This is a genomic window from Pseudomonas sp. HLT2-19-2, from assembly GCF_054898005.1.
This window is the reverse complement of sequence record NZ_CM142712.1, coordinates 5440919-5460705: the sequence shown is the minus strand read 5'-3', so window position 1 is coordinate 5460705 and position 19787 is coordinate 5440919. Positions and strand designations below refer to the sequence as shown.

14 protein-coding genes are annotated in these 19787 nt (G+C 53.9%); 2 read left to right on the top strand and 12 right to left on the bottom strand.

Annotated features, from left to right (window positions below; all coding sequences use genetic code 11):
- Positions 1–226: 226 nt before the first annotated feature.
- Together ACYZTU_RS25645 and ACYZTU_RS25640 are read right to left on the bottom strand one after the other, a co-directional pair.
- Positions 227–1519: an McrC family protein gene (locus ACYZTU_RS25645; protein WP_461966499.1), complete on the bottom strand. Its 1293-nt coding sequence runs from the start codon at positions 1517–1519 to the stop codon at positions 227–229.
- Complete coding sequence (locus ACYZTU_RS25640) at positions 1516–4092, bottom strand: AAA family ATPase (RefSeq protein WP_461966497.1); 2577 nt, start codon at positions 4090–4092, stop codon at positions 1516–1518. Before ACYZTU_RS25640 ends, ACYZTU_RS25645 begins: the two co-directional genes overlap by 4 nt.
- A 385-nt stretch (positions 4093–4477) precedes the next feature.
- On the opposite strand from ACYZTU_RS25640, the gene ACYZTU_RS25635 reads away from it, so the two are divergent.
- A complete protein-coding gene (locus tag ACYZTU_RS25635) occupies positions 4478–4933 on the top strand; it encodes a hypothetical protein (RefSeq protein ID WP_461966495.1) in 456 nt (151 codons plus the stop codon).
- Positions 4934–5389: 456 nt separating this feature from the next.
- On the opposite strand, the gene ACYZTU_RS25630 is transcribed toward ACYZTU_RS25635, so the two are convergent.
- The 3 genes from ACYZTU_RS25630 to ACYZTU_RS25620 are packed head-to-tail and all read right to left on the bottom strand — an operon-like array spanning position 5390 to position 11751.
- Positions 5390–8533 (bottom strand): type I restriction endonuclease subunit R, encoded by a 3144-nt coding sequence (locus tag ACYZTU_RS25630; RefSeq protein WP_461966493.1) that lies wholly within the window; start codon positions 8531–8533, stop codon positions 5390–5392.
- Between the two features lie 46 nt (positions 8534–8579).
- The gene (locus ACYZTU_RS25625; protein WP_461966491.1) at positions 8580–9797 is read right to left on the bottom strand and encodes a restriction endonuclease subunit S; all 1218 of its coding nucleotides are present in this window, start codon (positions 9795–9797) and stop codon (positions 8580–8582) included.
- Complete coding sequence (locus ACYZTU_RS25620; protein WP_461971163.1) at positions 9784–11751, bottom strand: N-6 DNA methylase; 1968 nt, start codon at positions 11749–11751, stop codon at positions 9784–9786. The genes ACYZTU_RS25625 and ACYZTU_RS25620 overlap by 14 nt, the downstream gene beginning before the upstream one ends.
- A 91-nt stretch (positions 11752–11842) precedes the next feature.
- On the opposite strand from ACYZTU_RS25620, the gene ACYZTU_RS25615 reads away from it, so the two are divergent.
- Positions 11843–13395 (top strand): IS3 family transposase gene (locus ACYZTU_RS25615; protein ID WP_461964900.1). Its coding sequence is split into 2 segments (ribosomal slippage): positions 11843–12305 and positions 12305–13395, totalling 1554 coding nucleotides; the frame shifts between segments, so codons are not numbered across the junction.
- A gap of 20 nt (positions 13396–13415) precedes the next feature.
- On the opposite strand, the gene ACYZTU_RS25610 is transcribed toward ACYZTU_RS25615, so the two are convergent.
- From ACYZTU_RS25610 to eutC, 7 genes are all read right to left on the bottom strand, one after another.
- Positions 13416–14051, bottom strand: a complete 636-nt coding sequence (locus tag ACYZTU_RS25610) for a type I restriction-modification system subunit M N-terminal domain-containing protein (protein ID WP_461966489.1) — start codon at positions 14049–14051, stop codon at positions 13416–13418.
- Between the two features lie 856 nt (positions 14052–14907).
- On the bottom strand, positions 14908–15660 hold the full coding sequence (locus ACYZTU_RS25605) for a S24 family peptidase (protein ID WP_449645160.1): 753 nt from the start codon (positions 15658–15660) through the stop codon (positions 14908–14910).
- A gap of 223 nt (positions 15661–15883) precedes the next feature.
- The gene (gene ppa, locus ACYZTU_RS25600; protein WP_282379152.1) at positions 15884–16411 is read right to left on the bottom strand and encodes an inorganic diphosphatase; all 528 of its coding nucleotides are present in this window, start codon (positions 16409–16411) and stop codon (positions 15884–15886) included.
- 273 nt (positions 16412–16684) lie between these two features.
- Positions 16685–17497 (bottom strand): M90 family metallopeptidase, encoded by an 813-nt coding sequence (locus ACYZTU_RS25595; protein WP_461966487.1) that lies wholly within the window; start codon positions 17495–17497, stop codon positions 16685–16687.
- A 6-nt stretch (positions 17498–17503) separates the two neighbouring features.
- Entirely contained in the window at positions 17504–18160 is a 657-nt protein-coding gene (locus ACYZTU_RS25590; RefSeq protein ID WP_461966485.1) for a DedA family protein, read from the bottom strand.
- A gap of 219 nt (positions 18161–18379) precedes the next feature.
- Entirely contained in the window at positions 18380–18841 is a 462-nt protein-coding gene (locus tag ACYZTU_RS25585) for a GNAT family N-acetyltransferase (RefSeq protein WP_095130795.1), read from the bottom strand.
- A gap of 124 nt (positions 18842–18965) precedes the next feature.
- Entirely contained in the window at positions 18966–19784 is an 819-nt protein-coding gene (eutC, locus tag ACYZTU_RS25580; protein WP_461966483.1) for an ethanolamine ammonia-lyase subunit EutC, read from the bottom strand.
- Positions 19785–19787 lie beyond the last annotated feature (3 nt).

The window sequence follows — 19787 nt, the reverse complement described above, 5'->3', positions numbered from 1 at the left end:
AGCCCTACAGGGCGAGAAAACTTTCTTAAACAATACGCGCGTGGATCATCACCAGACTGCCCGTCTACGGCATAGCCAATGGGGGGCCTATTACCAAATATTCGGATAGGTGCTGACCACTGTTTGCACGCGGGTTGATCAATGCATGCCGAAGAGGTGACAGGAAGAGATCGGCCAGAACCGGACGCTCCCGAGTATCTACTTAATCAGGGGCGATTCAATCGGGTTACCAGGGCGTTTGTTGCAACTCCAGCCCTTCCAAGGGTAAGCCTACCTTCTCACCGCCTACGAGTTCGCCGGCGACCAAGTCAAAGGGTAATACCCATAATCGCAAATCTTTAGTGAAGGCGAAGGGCTCCAAGGCCCTGGCAAAGCGATCGTGCTTCGGGTAAATCAGCACCATGTCACCTTTGCCCTCCAAGTAGCGTTGGCCGTAGGCGAACATCTGGTAGAAGTCGCTTTGTTTCAGGCCATACTTATCGTCTGGGTCTGCACCGTCGAGCAGCTTCCACTTTGCATCCAGAATCCAAGTGCTGGCTGCATGCCTGATCAAGAAATCCGGTCTGAGTTGAAACAAAGGTTTCCCTTGGTGTGAGCATAGTGAATGTCTGGATGGTTGAGCCGATAACGTGGCCGCTGAGGGTAAATCTCGGCGCATCATCACCTCGACGTAGCGTTCGAATAGCTTCTCCATGGGGAACAGCAGACTGATACCGTGCCAGTCTCCACTCACAGCCAGTGGCGACTGTTCACCTAGGATCAGTTCGCACCAAGGTTTTATCGGCTGGTAGTGCGCCATCAGCCGGTCGGTGCGCCATCGTTTGAGGTCCTGGCTGATACTGCGGCTGGGAGTCACTTCATACAGTAGGTGACGCAACTCATGGGCCAGCCGCCAATTGTCAGGATCTCGTGTGAATTCGCACACCTGTTCCAGAGCTTTACGCAACAGGCGGTTCTCCGGGCCGTCAGGTTGGAATACGTCGTAGCGAATTTGGAACAGGTGCTCGCGCCCCGGCGGTTGGCGCATCTGCGCCACCACATTGAGTTGCCCACGCAGGAACTGCTGCTGCTCTTTGATGTTGCGATAGTCGAAGCGCATGCCGCGTTTGACAAGATGGTCCAGCGCCTGAAGGAAATGACGCATTAACCATTCAGGTAGAGGTGTGTCGAATAGTTCAAGACTCGCCGTGCTTGCCTGGCGTATAGGCAAGTCCAACGCAACCTGAATCATTTTCTGCAAAAGCGCCCGGCTTTCTTTCACGCAATCGCTGTGGTGCCTGTGTTTGGGAAGGATTTCCAGTCTTGTGCCGCAAGGCGTTTCAACAATGCCGACGTAATTGTCCAGCTTCAGCGACCGCTGGCCGTTGCGTTGGACCAGTGGCGCACCACTTTTCTTAAAGGAGGCGCTCAGTTCGCATAGCCAGCCGAATGCACTGACGGATACCTGCGCGCGGTCCAGTGTAGCCTTTACAGGTTCGGTGGTAAGTAGCGCGTGCTCACGGACCGTTACGCTGCTCACAGGGTTACCGCATCCGGCTCGGACGCCGGTATGGTCGGTTGGTGCCCAGCAGCGATCAGGCTCCGATACGCAGACGCTCGAGTGAACGCCTGCTGATTGATTCGCCAAGGCATGTTATGGGTGGAAGCGGGTACTTTGTCGCCGAACAATACACTGAGATCTGCCTTTGACTGGTAAACGAACTGGTCTGCAGGGTCCACTTTACGGTGATCATTGAGGACCCATTGAATACGCTGCCAATCCTCAAAGAAATACTCCTGCAACAGGGGCAGAACCTGATTGCGGAAAATCGAGGCCAGACGCTCCATGGTCGGTTCTTGTTTCAAGGGGATGAAGTAGGCGTGACCCAGGCAGTGGTCACGATCGAGAAGCACCTCAATGCGCTCATTCATCACAGAAAGCAGGTCTGCGATATTGATACCGCTTACCGTTAAGCTGCGCAGTAGATCAGGTTGGGGAGGCATCTCTTTAAAACTGAACCGTCGCCGCAGTGCGATATCCAGCCCGGCCAACGAACGGTCGGCGGTGTTCATGGTGCCGATCAGGTACACATTGGATGGCACGCTGAATTGAGCCTTGGAGTAGGGTAGCTGCACATGCAGAGCCTCCTCGGCGCCGGCACGCTTCGAGGGTTCCAGCAGGGTGATCAGTTCACCAAAGATCCGGGAAATATTGCCACGGTTGATTTCATCGATGATCAGCACGTGAGGTTGTTGTGCCGTCGCCGCCGTTGCTGTCAAAGGCGCTTCTTCCAGGGCAATACCAGCTTCCTGTAGTGCCTGTTGCAACGCAGGCCATTTGATACGAGCCAAGGGATAGACCGTTTTTTGGGTCAGGCTGGTATCACCATTGAGGGCGAGAATATCGAAGTTGATATGCTTGGCCAGCCAGCGCACCGGTAATACGTGGACGAAGTCCTCGCGCAGATGAGGTTCCTGGTGTTCATCGAGGCGGTACTCACCGGATACCACACCCACGCCGCAGATGGACGTCTTGCTCTTGAGGCACAGCAGAATGTCGCCCGGCAGGATTTCATTGCCGAACATATTCAAGGAACTTTGATCGTTGGTGCCGAGTTTGTGAGCGGGGTCGGCCAGGTTGGCGTTACGGATATCGCCGACCTTATTCCAGCCGATTCGTGCTTCACCGTGTTTGAAGCAGTGATTTCGCGTCTCGCTTGGTCCCGCGTCATCAATGGATATTTTCCACACCCGTGCATGTTCGCGGACACCCACCTTGTGTTCATAGGCTTTGTCGCGGACGGCATCCTCACACAGCTTGCGGAAAATGCCGGGCTCAACGTCATAGCGAATGCCACCGGCCGTTTGATCGTCACCTTCGGCTGGCAACGCGCGTATACCCTCCACAAAGTCTTCGTAGCTGAAGCTTTGGTGAAAGGTCACAAAGCGAACTCTCTCTTCATTGGCGAACTCATCGAAGCGCGCCTTCAGTTGAGCTCGATCACCTACTGCACCACGAAGGAAGTCCGGGTCGAGAATTTCCAGGGTTGCTTCGATAGTGGCGTAGGTTTTGCCAGTACCTGGTGGGCCGAACAAGATCTGGTTCAGAGGTGCGGACATGGTTACATTGAGCTCTTTTGTGAAGGGGAGCCGGGGTTCTGTAGCAGCGTCGTCCAATTCATAGGCTTCGCAGAACGCGTCAAGGTCGCGAAGATTCTTGAGCGTAACCAAAAGTGCTTCAGATCCTTGCACAAGGTGTGGTGCGCAGGTGGCCAAGCCGGAGTGACGGGTACGTTCGCTGGGATAAGGTTCTGTAGAAAAGGGCGTAACTACTTGCTGCCAACGCCCTGGAGAGACGAAGGCGGAAAGTTCTTTCTTCTCCCGCACCAACGCTAACTGCCTGCCATTCACCAAGGTAAAGCCCGCCATTTTTTGAGTCGTGTTTATCGCTTCAAACCGATCAGGCTGGCTGTTGAAAAAGCCCAACGCTTGTTCAGGCAGGCTTTGCTCATATAGCCAGCGCTGCGCCTTATCCCAGAGGCGATCGGAATAGGCAAACAGGCTCTCATCGTTACGATTGGCTATCAGCTGCTGGTGTAGAGCTGCAAGATTTTCCTTGTAGCTGGCCTTCTCACCAAGAGCGGCACGCAGGTCTCTTGCGGCGAAGATGCCAAGGATCTGGGGGCGTTCTCGGTCTTGGTAGAGGAAGGCGATTTTCCATTTGAACACCGGTCCGAGATCGACCGTCTCGATTACATCCAGATCGCCCTCGCGGGCGGCATTTGCGATGGTGACAATCAACCCGCGCACGAGAGCAAAAGCTTCGTCCGCACTGTCACCGTATTTGTTCAGCCAAGCATGGTCTGTGGTAAAGCTATGGTGCGGGCTGCGCTTTTCCTCTTTGTCCAAGCGTGAGAACACACCAAACTTGAAAGATGAACCACCCCAGATCGAGCCCAAAGGTTCGGTGTGCTTTTCCAGCCAGCGGCAGAAATAGTCATCTGTGCCCGCCTGGCTGTATTGCTTCAGCGTCATGGTTGGCAAGGATTCGAGCGGCCAGCGCTCAAGGAATGCGGTCCAGAGCTTTTCGCGCTCTGTAATGGGTTCATGCATTCAACCATTTCCTTTTGGTGAGAGAGTATTCATTAGAACTGAGATTTTTGGCGGAAGGTTAGCTGCCACTGTGCCGCGTTGCGCCGGACTTGGGGATTCAAGACATAACTTGAACCCGCTGAAAAAACAACAACTTCGTTGGCCGTTCTCATCGTCCAGCAATTTGAAGTGGTTAATAGTCGCTTCCGTGGTAATAGGGAGGTGCCGCTTGGGGGGTAGCTACCCTTCGTGAAAAGCAGTTATCAGCCAAAAGTAGACGGTTAGCCTTGGTGGCAGGTGTCGAAAATGGAGTTACGATTTACCTACGAAACGAGGGGCGATTCAGAGCCTCTACTTTTTGGGATAAATTGGCTTCAATACACGAATGGCGGGAGCTGGAGCGATTATGAAGGACTCGTATAAACAGATCGTAGCCCTGAGTAAAGGCACTGTCCGAACACTTCTCGACGAAAAGAAGGTTCTCATGTCCTACCTGTATAGCCAGGCGCTTACGTACTGTATAGAGCATTCGGAGAAGCATGGTGATTACTCCCTTCTTGGTGCGTTAGTGAACGTATTTGACGGTCGTGACTTCAAGTTGTTCGTTTCAGCATGGATCTGCGAACGTCTTGGGCTGACAAGCAAAATGGGGCCAGTGGGTGCCGTCTTCGCAAGGAGCGGGAAACCTCCCAATACGCATATGAGCTTTAAGGTAAGTGTGGAAGAGTTCGCCGGAGCGAAATTTAAGGCAAAAGCGCCGGTGAAGGCTGCTGCAGCTAAGGAGAAGAAGGCTCCAAAGCGTGTTGATATGCTCGACTCATGGGCACGTCTGCCGGGTAGCTTCGGGCATGGGAAGCGGTGACCTAGTAAATCATTGAACTACGTCGCAAGTGGTTAAGACGACTTCATACATTCGTTTTGCTCGATCACGCCATCCATCATGCTTTATTTTTCGAATTTGGTTTGTAGGAACGCATAAATGAACCCTATTGCCACTTTGCAGATTGCTGCAACAGACAGCAATCGGCTGAGGCTGAGTAAAAACGTTTTAGCGCAGGGGTGAGGTATAGAACCAGAACGAAAATTGCGTTCCTACGCAAATTTCAGGTCTGCGGATTACCGAAGGACTGGTAGGTTTTATGTAGCAACGCAGACGTTGAAACGGTGTCTGCGTTTTTACACGGTCTGGGCTATAAGCTGTCGGTCGAGCGTATGGTAAATAAATCTGTCCCCTTTGCCTGCCCCCTACTTAGATAGCGGGTGGTCGCCTGCAGGTGCGGGGGTTATTTCTACGTTGAAGGCCGACTCATTACCGCTGCTACCTCACTGGGCAATCCAGCTCAAAGCCACCCTGAATGATGAAGGTACGTAGCAAGTCAGCCGCCTTGATATTCACTTTAAAGGCTGGAATGCTTTGTCCTTCGAGTGCTTCGAAATAGACCTTTGCTTTTTGTTTGTCTATGGTTGCTTTCAGCTCATCAAAGCGACCATATTCATTCAGGTTGGCCTCGGTAATCCTGGTATTCATGAGAGCGATGAGCTTGCCCGCTTCAATTCCTAGATATTTGACGATGGCTTCAGTCTCCGCATGCTTTGTCTGTGCCTGATAATCATTCAGATAGTCGCGGAAGCTACGGGCAGGATCGATAACTACATCACCACGCTGAATATCGCGCAGGAAAATTTCGGCGATTTTCTGTTCGTCCTGCGAGAGAGAAGCAAACGAGCGCTGCAGCTCGCTCAATGTGGCTTCACAAGCCTGCGCATCGCCACTTTGCAAAACCTTCAGGTATTTCGCAAAACGCGAGTTCATGTAATCCGCGTCAATCCTGCCGGTATCGATTTCCGAAATGTGGCTTTCGATCTCAAACGGAATCGCCTCGCTATTGCCGCCGCCACTGTTGCTGCCAAGCTCTTTGTAACGCTGCAGCAGCGTGAAATACTGCTGCTGAGAGACATCCAGCGTCACAACCGACGTTCCGGCTTCGGACTTGTACTCAGTTTGCTCCCAGGTGAAGCCCTGGATTCTGGCCGCCTCAAGAATGCCGCTGAAGGTTTGAAAATGTTTAGCAAACGCGGCGCGTTCGGTTAAATCGTTCGGCAGATTTTTTAAGTCTGCGATTCCCGCAGAGGTAAAAATGGTGCTGATCTCGGTAAAGCTGGCATTCAGCCGCGCAACGTTGGTGGCCAGCTTATCGGCAAACAGGCCAATCGGTTTATCACCGGAGTACAATTTTACCGCATTGGCCACATTCCGCTGCATGGTGTGCGGCTTGCGGTAGTAGCGAATGGTGCCAAACGGTTTATCTGGCCCAAACAGACGGTTGGTGCGGGAGAAAGCCTGAATAATGTTTTCGTACTGCAACACTTTATCCAGGTACAGCGTGTTCACCCATTTGGAGTCATAACCTGTGAGCATCTGGTCCACTACAATCAGCAGGTCCAGCTGTTTATCGGGGGTTGTCTCGATGCGGGTATAAGGTTTTTTGTGTGCCAGTCTGGCGGCGATGTCTTTCTTGAATCGCGCATGGCTGGCAAGGTCAAAGCTTTGCCCATAGGCTGCGTTGTAATCCTTCAAAATCTCCACCAATCCGTCGGACTTAAAGGCTTGATCATTCGCACCGTCATCATCGTTATCGATATTCGGGTCAAACAGCGCTGTGATTTTCAGCTGTGGGTATTGTGCTTTGCACAGCCGGTAATAGGTGATCGCCTCGCGGATACTGTGGGTGGAAAAGATGGCGTGGAATTTTCCGCTCTGGCTCAGGGTAAGCCAGTTGTCCGCAATATCCTGCACCACCGCGTGCAGGTGTTCACTGCGGTTGTACTGGCTATTGGGCAAATAATCTTCAATCCCTTTTTGGTAAATCCCTGCACTATCCCGAAAGCCGGCCATAGGCACATCATGTATATAACGGGTGAAAACGGCTTTTTTTCTTAGGTTGGCCAAGGCCTCGGCTACAGTGGTAGCTTTGGCTTTTTCTAGCGCCACAGCTTGGCGTAGATCGCGATCGCGGTAAGTTTTGACCTGATAAGGGTCAAAACCCAGCACGTTCTTATCGCGTATACCATCGGCGATGCTGTAGCGGTGCAATTCGTCGCCAAACACATCGGCGGTGGTATTGTCCTTACGAGTGTTTTCTTTGTGGATGGGTGTGCCGCTAAAGCCAAACAGCACTGCGCCTTTAAAGCTGCGTTTGATGTCGATCAGCATGTCGCCAAAGGTCGAGCGGTGGCATTCGTCAATGATGAAAACAGTACGCTTGGCACGTATTTTTTCCAGATCGTGCGTCTTCAGGCCATCTTCTTCATCTGTCAGGCGGCTCATTTTTTGGATAGAGGTCACAATCAGCGTATCGGCCGGGTCGCTGCTTTTCAGCTTTGCAACCAGCACGCCGGTATCTTCAGTGGCCTGCACCGCAGTCCCATCGCCGGCAAAATCTCGATACGCCAACAAAGTCTGGGTGCCCAGCTCAACACGGTCCAGCAAAAACACCACCTTGTCCGCATCTTTCGCATTTGCAATCAGCTGGGCGGTTTTGAAGCTGGTCATGGTTTTGCCTGCGCCGGTGGTATGCCAGATAAAGCCGCCTAGGCGGTTGGGGTTTTTCCAGTCGGTTTTGGCTACCTTGTCGGAAACGGCATGGGCGGCGTAGTACTGGTAGCTGCGCATCACTTTCAGCACGCCGTCAGACTCGTCGGCCACGGTGTAAAAGCCGATCAGCTGGTGCGCCATGGGAATGGACAGCAAGGCCGAGGTGAACGCCTTCCAGTTGTTGATGGGCTCGTTGTTAAAGTCCGCCCAGTGAAAAGCGTAGTCTTTGTTGAAGGTGCCATCCGGCCCCGGGTTGGCAAAGTACAGCGCCTCTTCCGGCTCCATGGCCACAAACACCTGCACGAGCGATAACAGCCCGGTAAACAGGCCTTCGCGGGCATATTTCTGGATCTGGCCATAGGCCTGGCTCACCGGAACGCCACTGCGCTTCAGTTCCACATGAATCACTGGCATGCCGTTAATCAGCAGCAGGACATCGCCCCGCCGATCGTTCAGCAGTGGCGAGCTGCGCGAAAAAGGGGGCTGCTGCACAATCTGGTATCGGCTTTGCCCAGCGGCAATTTCGTGGCGGTCGTAAATCTTTAGGCTGACTTCCTTGCCAAAGTGCAGCTCATCGTCTGGATTGTCGCGCACGATGGCCACGGTTTTGCCGTTGATCAAGCCGTTCAATTTTAGCGGAGTGCGTAGCGCTGTGATCTGCTCCATGATCTGCTGCATTTCGCCTTCAGTCAGGGGCACACTGTTCAGCCGGTCAATGCCGCGATTGTTTTCGAACAAAATCCGCGCCCAGTTGGCGAGCAAATCCTGCTCGCTCGGGTTCTTGATCACCTCTTGCTCCCAGCCGCGCTGGGTTAACTCGTGGATCACGGCCTTTTCAAAGTCGGCTTCTTTGGCAAAGGTGTTCATGCGGATGGTCCTTGTGTTGTTTTTCTGATCGTGGGCTTACTGGCACTTAAATAAACATCTTCTGAAGGCAGGCGCCTTTGACCTGCTTGAGTTTTTCCAGCTGGGTGGCGTGGCGGGAGATCAGCTCATCAAGCTGGCGGAAGTAGGTGCCGATTTTTTGTTGCTCAGCTTGAAGCGGAATTGCAATAGGGGTCTTTTTCGCTTGCTCGATAGTGTAGTGCCCAATGGTGCCGATATGCGAAATGCTCCCCAAGTATTCCCTAAAACGGGTGGAGGAGAAAAAAGTATATAAATAGATACTGTCGATACCTTCGGGCACTTTAAGCCAAAGTAAGTCTGCGTCTTTAAAATAAAGCGGATCATCAGATTTTGCCAGGAACGGAATTCCGATCGAACCACCACCGGTGATCAAAATATCTCCACGTTTGATCCGTCCGATTTTGTCGGATAGTTTTTCGTATAAGTCTAAAGAGATGAAGGCCTTCGCATTTTCTTCTCCTTTGTAAAGCGATACGACATCGCTCGTCCGGAAGAAAGGAACTCCCGAACGTGTCCATTCGTGTTTATGAACCCGTGCGGCGGAGGTAATTGGCATTAGTTCCCCCAGTTTCTTCTCCACCCACTCCCCCTTGAACTCCTTAAAACGGATTTCCGGCATAGTGGTGCCGGGTTGCGGGAACATCTTTTGTAACATCGCCTGCTTCAGTGTCACCAGCTTGTCGTGCTTGTGCTGATGCTGCTGAATCAGCTGATCCAGTTCTTGGAAATACGAGCCGATTTGGGTTTGTTCTTTTGGTGATGGTATGGAAAATTCCTTGACCTCCATCCCGCCCTTTGTGATATGAATCATCGTAGATCCATTACTATTATTAAGGATCTTCTCTTTATCTTTCTCTAGAAGCTGGAGAGCAAACTCCTTAACAAGCGTTTCGGAGAGATCAATTTTCCAAATATGGTAATGAAAAATTACCTTTTCGCCTTCCCAAATGTGCGGGCCAAAGCTCGCTGACCATGTATAAAGAAGATCCCCGTTATTTGCATAATATTTTTCAGCCAATTGCATGTCTGAAAAATACCAAGAAGAGTTGGTGTAAAAATTACCAACACGGAGCACTTTGTAAAAACCACTTTTAAGCAGCTCGTCTTGGCTGTATGCGCGTCCATTTATTAGATTGGCAACTTCGCCTAGCTTGACCTCTTTCCATTGATCTTCAAATCCGAAAAACCGAATTTGCGGCACCATACTGGCTTCAGACTGGCTCATGGTCATTACCCACCAACAAGGTCTTCAGTTCGGCCAAACCTTTGAGGTCAAATTCGTTGCCCCCCAGCTTATCCAGCATGCCCGCCAGCTCGCGCTCGCTTTGCCGAATGGCATGCGCGTTGTCGGCATAGGTGACGCGGTACTTTTCTACCAAGGCTTGCAGCTTGTTGCTTAGGGCATCCATCTGCTGGGCGGGTAAACGCAGCAGCGCTTCTTGCAGTGGGGTAATCCATTTGCATTCCAGCAGGTGGTGCACTTGCGCATCGCTCAAGCTTTCGATGGCGGTTTTGCTCAGCAGGTGCAATTCTTCTCCTTGTTTTTTTGCTGTGGCCTTGAGCGCTTTTTCTTGCGCTAGCAAATCAGCCGCCTGGATGATTTTGGCTTCGTAGCTATCTGCGGCGAAAGCGCCGTTTTGCTTTTGGTCGGCCTTGAGCTCCTTGGCTTCTCTAGCAACGACGGCGGGCACGAATTTGTCTCCAGATTCGTTAACGGCTTCGCCGTTTTTTTCTTCTTCGCTGAGGCCGTCGAGAATCTCGTCAATCGCACTGCCAATTTCGGCTAGACGTTTTTCCTCTTGGCGCAGGTCGGCCAGTTGTGAGGTGAGGTATGAGGCTTGCACCAGCTCGAAGGGCATGATCCGGCCTTTCCAGCCGTCTTGAACTTCCACTTCTTTGCCGTTTTTTTTCTTGATGACAAAGTTAGGGTCTACCACGCGGGTAGAGGCAAAGCCTTCGGTCTGGATGATTTCCAGATCCACCGCAATCTGCTGCCATTGCTCGGCCAGCAGTTGGTAGGCTTGGTATTTGTCTATCAGAGGTAGTGTGGCCAGGCGTTTGAAAATCTCTTCGCCCATTTGCGTTTTCTGTTGGGGCACCAACAGGGTGTCAATTTGGTCGATCAGGCGCTGTTTAAGATGGGCAGGAAAATCGGCAAAGGCGCTGATAAAGCGGTCGGAAAATTGTTGCACCTCGGTATGAGTGCGGATGGCTTGGGCTAGATCGGCTACTTTGGGCGCGGCGTAGGGCGTGCCATCGTCGACAAATAGCGCAGCACGCAGGTTAGGCAGTGCTTGCCAGTAGCTGGCGAGTGCATCAAGTTCGCGATTTGGCACACCGCCCAACATGGCTGCATACAGATCCCAGCTTTCGGTGGGATTTGAAGAATCGACATAGCGCGGGACATTGAGATTGTAGTCGTTTTTGCGGATTTCCTGCTTGCTGACCACGTGGCTGAAGCCCGGCACTGTAAGTCGGCCGATCACGGTATCGCAGATTTTCTTGATGTCGCAGGCACGCAGCTTGTTGTTTTTGCCTTCTTTTGCGAAGCCTTTGGAGGCATCCACGATCAGCACATCGCTCTTAGTGCGCTTTTGCTTGAGCACAAGGATGCTGGTGGGGATGCCGGTGCCAAAAAAGATGTTGGCAGGTAGGCCTATGATGGTGTCGAGGTGGTCGTTTTCGATGAGATTCTTGCGTATGACGCCTTCTTCGCCACCGCGGAAGAGCACGCCGTGCGGCAGAACAATCGCCATGATGCCGTCGGGCTTTAGGTGATAGAGGTCGTGCAGCAAAAAGGCGTAATCGGCTTTGGATTTTGGGGCCAAGCCAAAGCGGGCGTAGCGGGGGTCGCTGTCTTTGTGCTGCGGGTCCCATTTTTGCGAGTATGGTGGATTGGAAACCACGGCATCCAGATACAGCGGATTGTAGGAGTTGATCGGGTCGTTGTCGTCAAAAAAAGGCCAGTCGTCTTCCAACGTATCGCCATTGCGGGTAACGATGTTAGACGGGAGTATGCCGCGCATGATGAGGTTCATACGGGTGAGGTTATAGGTGTTTTCTTTCAGCTCTTGGGCGAAGTATTTGATATTGGTCTTGTTGCCCATGTGTTTGGCAATCGACTTGCCAATGTTGAGCAGCAAGGAGCCGGAGCCACTGGTCGAGTCGTAAATGTCGATTTTATCCTTGCCCTTCCCCCCGGTGTCAGGATAGTTGTCGCCTCTCCGAATTTTCCTGAAAAAGCATATCGGGGGCGGAAAGAGACTGGTCGTGCCGTACTATTCACCTGAACGCAAAGCCGCATTACTCAAGATGCTGCTTCCCCCGCTGAACCTGACAATGGCCGAGGTTTCCCGGCGTGAAGGGGTTAGCGAAATGTCTTTGTCCAACTGGCGCAAGAAGGTCAGTTCTGAAGGAAGCGCCGTGCCTGAAGACAAGCCACTCCCCGAGAACTGGTCTGCTGAAGCCCGGTTCGCTGTCGTCCTTGAAACCGCCGGTCTGTCGCAGCTCGAACTGGGTGAGTACTGCCGACGAAAAGGTCTGTACCCCGAACACGTCAGCGCCTGGCGCCAAGCCTGTATCACGGGGCAGCAGAGTGTTCAGAACCAACAAAAGGTCGACCGCGAACAATCTCGCAAGGACAAGAAACGTATTCAGCAACTAGAGCGCGAACTGCTGCGTAAAGACAAGGCGCTGGCCGAGACCGCCGCGTTGTTGGTGCTGCGAAAAAAGCTCAACGATTACTGGGGGATCGACAACGAGGACACCTGACCTCTTTGCCGGAACGGCAGTTGTTGGTGGCTTGGTTGATCGAAGCCATCGTGGCCGGTGCTCGAAAAATCAGAGCGTGCCAGGAGGTGGGGCTGTCGCTCAGAACCTTGCAGCGATGGACTCAGAGTGAGGATGTTCAAGCCGATGCCCGCACAACCACCGTGCGGCCCACGCCGCGTAATGCGTTGAGCGAGATCGAACGACAAGCGATCGTGACCCTGTGTAACAGCCCTGCGTATGCCCATTTGCCGCCGAGTCAGATCGTGCCGAGGCTGGCTGACGAGGGGCGTTATCTGGCGTCGGAAGCGACGTTTTATCGCATCCTGCGTGCAGCCGGTCAGCAACATCATCGGGGCCGTAGCCAGCGACCCAGACGGCATGCGGCACCGACGACGCATGTCGCCAAAGCGCCCAATCAGGTGTGGTCGTGGGACATCACGTATTTGCCGTCGCCGATACGCGGCAAGTACTACTACCTGTATTTGATCGAAGATATTTACAGCCGCAAGGCCGTGGGCTGGGAAGTTTACGAAGAAGAAAGCGGCGAAAAAGCCGCTGCGCTGCTGCAACGCAGCGTGATCGGCGAGCAGTGTTTACGCGAGCCGCTGGTGCTGCACTCGGACAATGGTGCGCCGATGAAATCGCTGACGCTGTTGAGCAAGATGTACGACCTGGGCATCACGCCGTCCCGTGGCCGACCGCGAGTGAGCAACGACAATCCGTACTCGGAGTCGCTGTTTAGAACGCTGAAATATTGCCCGCAATGGCCGCAGGAGGGTTTTGCCAGCTTGGACGCCGCACGCGCTTGGGTGAGGGATTTTATGCGTTGGTACAACAACGAGCACCGGCATAGCCGGATCCGCTTCGTGACACCGACGGAGCGGCATCGAGGGCTGGACCACCAGATCCTGGCGCGGCGACATGAGTTGTACGAACGAGCCAAAGAGAAAAAGCCGGAACGGTGGTCGGGTCGAACACGTAACTGGGAGCCGGTCGGTACCGTGCTGTTGAACCCGGATCGAGAGCAACAGGTTGAGAAAAGAGCGGCATAGTTAGACGGTTGACGCGACAACTACCTTGAAAAACGCCGCTTCACATGGTCGGCAATAATCTCGGATATCAAGACCGACACTTCATGCGGGGTGTAAAACTCGCCTGCTTTCTTACCTGCGTTGGCGGCAAACATGCTGATCAGGTATTCATAGATGAAGCCGAGTACGTCGTAACTCTGGCGGCCATCCATCGGGATGTCCTTGATCAGCTGAATCAGCTCGCTGATGGCTTTGGTCTGCTTCGCGGCCGTGTCGCCCAGTTTGCTCAGGCCAGTTTCTAGTGTTTTGAAAATGCCGTCGAAAAGTCGCTTGTGATCAGTATGGATTAGGCGGCTAAAGGCGGATAGCGCATCGCGCACGTTCGAAACCTGAAAATCGCCACCTAATTCCAGCCAGGTGGAGAATAAATGCTCGTGTGCAATGAAATAGCCAAGATTACCCTTGAAAAATTCGACCGTTTGCTCGTCTTCCTCAGAAAGGTTTTGGATATCACCTTTACTGAAGTCCTGGCTAATGGCAAAGCGTTCAAGCTTATCCGAAAGGTATTTGTAGAAAATAAAGCCAAGGATGTAGTCCTTGTATTCATTGGCTTCGATTTTCGAACGCATCTGGTTGGCGGATTCCCAGATTTTTGCTGCGAGTTTTTGCTTATTCACTGTGAGTCCAATTCAGGGAAAGTTGAGTTTTCGATTGTAAGTTTGCTGAGCGGGGAATCGTCTACACCTGCCGCCTCGAGTCAAGCTGCAGGTCAGATTGTTGGCCTTCCGGCTTGGCCATCCACGGGTGGTAACCATTGGGACGCACTTGGAGGGACTGGCAGAAACGCGTGCCGGGTCACGCTACTACTCCGACGGCGACAGAGGACTCGATTCTAACGGACTCGACAGCTTTCAGTGCAATGCATCACAAATTAGCGCAGCTTAGCGATGTGAGAGAGGCCTGCGGACAGATTCAGCTTTGATCCATTGCGTGCAGCCTTCGCAGGACCTCTTCGCGGCTGTGGTCGTGATCAAATCTAGTCCTTCCCTAAAAGGGAACTAATGATGCAACTCTCTATGGCTGTTTCTGGCTGTTATCTACCTATGGCCTTCGGCAACGGCTGGTCGAGCGCAGACAGTCAATGCCAAAGAAATCGAGTCAGCAATGGCTAACTCATCGTTTGGGTGTGGGTCAAAGTGTGGGTCAAAGATCGGGTCTTATTTCAAACCCTTATGCTGCGCGGCTTTCAGACATTAAAAAGCCGGCTTGTGGCCGGCTTCTCGGGGACTGGCTTGGTTCATTTTTGGTAAACCGCGCCAGCCTTCAAAACGTACACCCGGATCTTGCGTCCGGCTGTGGGACTTGGCGAGAAAGTCATCTGCCTTGTCGGTGCGATTCTCCGCCGCGGGGCGGGTCGATGCGCAAATGTGGGGCGCAGCATACTGATTTTTTTGGGGAATTCCCAGCGTGGTGTGCGGGGTAGAGCTATCCCGAGCCGAACGCAGGCTTCGTCAGTTGCTACAAGGTTATGGTTTACAGAAAAGGTACGGGTGGCCTGCGTTTATTCAGGGTCGACCACCAGAACACCCATCCCAGGACCCTTATGTTTTGTTCTTCGATTTGCGGAGGTCTGAAGACTTCATCCGGGTATTCGGAGCTGTTGTGGCTGCGCATGCGTATTGCGTTGCCTGGTACCCGGCTCAGGTATTTGATGCGCAACATGCCGTCGTGCTCGATTGCGTAAATCTCTCCGTCGACAATTTGCGTGAGCCCGCGGTCGATGGCGACGATGGAGCCGTCTTCAATTTTTTCGGCCATGCTATTGCCAACCATGCGGGCACAGATGGCATCGGCGTGGTTGATTTCCAGGGAGTCAAGATCGCGGCGCGGCAGGCGGATCGATTCGCTGGGGTCTTTGATGACATGGGTTTTGTCGGAGCCGGGGGCAGTGGCCGCTTCTTTGTAAAAGGGTAGTTCGATATCGACTGGCTCGATGACCCGATAGGCGCCCCGGATTGACTGGGCGTCGAAGGTGTTGCCGGATGCGTCGATCAGATGCAATTCCCTGGCGTCTTGCGGTCCTTCGCCGGATTTCAGCCATTCAGTGTTCACGGACAGTCTTCTGGCGACGTCCTCCATACGGTAGTCAGGAACTCCGCGGGTATACCAGTTATGGACAGTTTGAGGGTCGGAAATGCCCAGGAATTCGGCAAATCTCGTTGTCGTGATTTGGAGCTCTTTCAGGAGCATTCTGAATCGTGGACCGCAGGTTTTGTTCTTTTTCATAAACACGAGTCTAGCCGTGCGGCATAAGGCTTTGATTCAACAAAACGTTCAAATCTAGCGTCAAATTTAAGTCCTGATGTAAGACGTCTTTTGTAAAAATTAAACAAGAAAAAACCGGTTTGCCCGCCAGTTAAATGTGCTGTTGAATATGATATTCAAACGCCCACAAAAAACCCCGGATCAACCGGGGTTCTTCGTAGAAGCTGATCGTCAGCCGCGGCAATCAGCCTTTATAGGCAGCAACCGACTTCATGATCTCGGTACGAGCGGCTTCTGCGTCGCCCCAACCTTCGATCTTCACCCATTTGCCCTTTTCGAGGTCTTTGTAGTTCTCGAAGAAGTGCTTGATCTGTTCCAGCAGCAGAGGTGGCAGATCGGTGTATTCCTTCACGTCGACGTACAGCTGGGACAGCTTGTCGTGCGGGACTGCGATGACTTTGGCATCGCCGCCGCCGTCGTCGGTCATGTGCAGGATGCCGACCGGACGGGCGCGGATGACCGAACCTGGAGTAACCGGGTAAGGGGTCACGACCAGCACGTCGAGGGGGTCACCATCGTCAGCCAGGGTGTTCGGGATGAAACCGTAGTTGGCCGGGTAGAACATCGGGGTGGCCATGAAACGGTCAACGAACAGGCAATCGCTGTCTTTGTCGATTTCGTATTTGATCGGCGCGTGGTTGGCCGGAATCTCGATCGCGACGTAGATGTCGTTCGGCAGGTCTTTGCCAGCCGGAATCTTGCTGTAGCTCATTGGGCGGTGCCCCCGTTAGTTGACCAAAAACACTTGGCCGGATTGACCAAAAAGTGGCGGCGATTATAGGCATATTCCGCCGCCGATGCCACGATCCAAGGGTCGTAGAGACCCGGGTGTCCTGTCTCACCGACACTGTCGCTTTTTGACGGCGTCCGTTGCGACCATGCTGCGTTGCCGCTCCTCGCCATAGCCAGCTATGACTCGTCGCGGCGCCTTGCCTGGCCACAACGGCCACTCGCCAAAAGAGCAACGTATCGGTGAGACAGGACACTAGTCGCGTGCCTGATAGACAGGGTCTTCGGCCAGAAGTTGCCGCAGCCGGGCCAGTGGGTCCTGACGGTAAAACAGTTTCAGCTGCTCATAGACCCGAGGATACGCCTCGTGCAGCAAATCCGGGGCGCTGAAGAAGTATTCGCTGGTGACCGCGAAGAACTCGGCGGGGTTTTCCGCCGCGTACGGGTCGATGGCGGTTTCGGCGTCTGGATTGCGATCCAGTTGCCGATCGAGGTCGTCGTAGGCCGCTTGCATGATCTTGGCCCAGTCGCTGACCCGCATGTCGGTGTGCAGCGGTGGCAGGCCGTTGGCGTCGCCGTTGAGCATGTCGAGTTTGTGCGCGAGTTCGTGGATCACCAGGTTGTAGCCTTCCCAGCCACCGCTGGCCATCACGCCAGGCCACGCGAGGATGATCGGGCCTTGCTGCCAGGCTTCGCCGCTGTGTTCGCCGTCCCATTCGTGTTCGACACCACTGGCATCGCGATGGCGCTGGGGGCTGAGGAAGTCGTCGGGATAGAGGACTATTTCGTGGAAACCCTGATACCAGTTCAGATCGCCCAGATGGAGCAATGGCAATTGCGCCTGGGCGGCCAGCAGCAGGCGTTGCTCTTGGTGGAGTTCGACGCCGGGCAAGGCGCTCAGGTGCTTGTCTTCGAGGAACAGCACGCTGGCTTCGCGCAACCACTGGTCTTCGGCGGCGCTGATGCCATCGAGAAAACTCAAGTGATGGCGCACCCGCTGCCACATGTCGTCGGCAATTGGATGCTTGGCCAGAATGCGCCGGCGACGCCAGGCGCTAAGGGACCACATGGGGAATCAGCGCGATTGGGGTTTGGACGCGGTGTTGCCAAAGCGGCTGCGGACGATGCCGATGATCATCGGAACCAGCGACAGCAAGATGATGCCCACGACCAGCAGCGACAGGTTTTGCTTGATGAACGGTACGTTGCCGAAGAAATAACCGAGGGTCACCAGGCCACCGACCCACAGGAGGGTGCCCAGGACGCTGAAAGCGAAGAAACGCAGGTAAGGCATTTTGGCCACGCCGGCGACGAACGGTGCAAAGGTGCGAATGATTGGCAGGAAGCGCGCCAGGGTCACGGTTTTGCCGCCGTGCTTGTCGTAGAAATCGTGGGTTTGCTGCAGATAGTCGCGGCGGAAGATTTTTGAGTTTGGATTGCTGAAAAGCTTTTCGCCGGCCGTACGTCCGATGACGTAGTTGGTGCTGTCGCCGAGAATCGCCGCCAGCATCAGCAGGCCGCCCAGTAACACCGGGTCCATGCCACCACCAGCCGCTACTGCGCCAGCGATGAACAACAGGGAATCGCCCGGCAGGAACGGCATCACCACCAGACCGGTTTCGCAGAAGATCACCAGGAACAGAATGGCGTAAATCCATGGCCCGTAGTTGTTTACCAGCAAATCGAGGTAAACATCGAGATGCAGGATAAGGTCGAGCGGGTTGAAATCCATGGAGAGCACCTGTGGTGACGGCCCGACTCGGCAGGCTTGTGCGGATGACTTCGCGAAAGGCTACAGACGGGTGTAGTTTTTCTTACAAGCCGGAAAGGTCCGCATTATACGGGCTGAGAGGTGAAAAGCGCGTTGAGTTTGTAGCGGGGGATTTCGGAGCGCAGTGAGGAGAAAATCGCAGCCTCAGGCCATACCCATGAGGGCTGCGATCTTTTCGGCTTACAGCTCGTCGCTGATTGGCAACACGTAGTTCTTGAACTCGGTGTCTTCCTTGAACCCGATGGATTCGTAGGTTTTCTGCGCGACTTCGTTATTGCTGCTGGTGGAAACACGCATGCGCACGGCATTGGTTTCCTTGGCCATTTTCTTCGCGGTGCGGATGAGGTTATCTGCCACCAACTGGCGGCGGGCCTCTTCGGCGACGTAGATGTCGTTGAGGATCCAAACGCGCTTAAGCGAAAGAGACGAAAAGCTTGGATACAACTGACAGAAACCCATCAGTTTGTTGCTGTCGTCATCGGCCAGCGCCAGATAGATCACCGACTCCTTGCGACGCAGGCGTTTCTCGAGGAACGCCCGGGACGAGTCCGGATAAGCCAGGGAGCCATAAAACTCGCGATATTTAACGAACAACGGGGTCAGCAGGTCCAGGTGTTCGAGGGTCGCTTGAATAATCCGCATGGTAGGTCTCGTCTTCAAGTGGCTGTCTTCACGTACTCTGACGGCGAACGGTTCTCACTCGGGCAGCCGTGCGTCGATCCTGCCTGAAACTTGATCAGAAACGCAATGCGGAAACGGTTCAGGCTTAGGGCGGACTCAGTAGGAAATTACCTTTCGTGTCCGCTCCTGCGTCTGACTCCAGTGTCTGAATCTGGGCTTCGTCCTTAAGATTGACCCCTGACAACTGCCGCCGGCAGGCCTCGCGCATCAAATACAGCAACCGGTGTGCCGCCATGCCATAACTCAGACCTTCGAGCCGGACATTGGAGATGCAGTTGCGATAAGCATCCGTCAGCCCGATCCTGGGATTGTAAGTGAAATACAACCCCAGGCTGTCCGGGGAACTGAGGCCAGGGCGTTCGCCGATCAGGATCACCACCATTTTTGCACCCAGCAATTCGCCGATCTCGTCGGCCACCGCGACCCGGCCCTGTTCCACCAGAATCACCGGAGACACAGACCAACCCTCGGCTGAAACCTGTTCTTCCATCCGCGCCAGAAACGGCAGGGTATGGCGATGAACGGCCAGTGCCGACAAGCCGTCGGCTACGACGATCGCCAGATCCACCCCGTCAGGATGGGCCAACGCATAATCGCGCAGAGTTTGCGCCGACTCATCACTCAACTTGCGCCCCAAATCAGGGCGCTGCAAGTAACTGTTTCGATCCGCGGCCGCGCTATGCAGCAGCAAACTCTCGCGCCCGCACTCGGCCAGTTGCGAGCTCAGCGCCGCATGGTCGAACGGTAAGTGCACTGCATCCCGCGCTTGAGCGTGGGCGTACTGGAAATCCAGCTGTGCGCTGGTCGGCATGCTGGTGCCGGATCTTCCCAAGGCGATCCGCGCCGGGGTCAGGCGACGCAGTTCCAGCAAGGGGTTCTGTGGATCAACGGTTGGTTTATCCATTTC

Bases quoted from the DNA above. Each gene is read 5' to 3' on its own strand.
- ACYZTU_RS25640 (WP_461966497.1), bottom strand. From the start codon at position 4,092: ATGCATGAACCCATTACAGAGCGCGAAAAGCTCTGGACCGCATTCCTT.
- ACYZTU_RS25635 (WP_461966495.1), top strand. From the start codon at position 4,478: ATGAAGGACTCGTATAAACAGATCGTAGCCCTGAGTAAAGGCACTGTC.
- ACYZTU_RS25630 (WP_461966493.1), bottom strand. From the start codon at position 8,533: ATGAACACCTTTGCCAAAGAAGCCGACTTTGAAAAGGCCGTGATCCAC.
- ACYZTU_RS25625 (WP_461966491.1), bottom strand. From the start codon at position 9,797: ATGAGCCAGTCTGAAGCCAGTATGGTGCCGCAAATTCGGTTTTTCGGA.
- ACYZTU_RS25605 (WP_449645160.1), bottom strand. From the start codon at position 15,660: ATGAAAAAGAACAAAACCTGCGGTCCACGATTCAGAATGCTCCTGAAA.
- ppa (WP_282379152.1), bottom strand. From the start codon at position 16,411: ATGAGCTACAGCAAGATTCCGGCTGGCAAAGACCTGCCGAACGACATC.
- ACYZTU_RS25595 (WP_461966487.1), bottom strand. From the start codon at position 17,497: ATGTGGTCCCTTAGCGCCTGGCGTCGCCGGCGCATTCTGGCCAAGCAT.
- ACYZTU_RS25590 (WP_461966485.1), bottom strand. From the start codon at position 18,160: ATGGATTTCAACCCGCTCGACCTTATCCTGCATCTCGATGTTTACCTC.
- ACYZTU_RS25585 (WP_095130795.1), bottom strand. From the start codon at position 18,841: ATGCGGATTATTCAAGCGACCCTCGAACACCTGGACCTGCTGACCCCG.
- eutC (WP_461966483.1), bottom strand. From the start codon at position 19,784: ATGGATAAACCAACCGTTGATCCACAGAACCCCTTGCTGGAACTGCGT.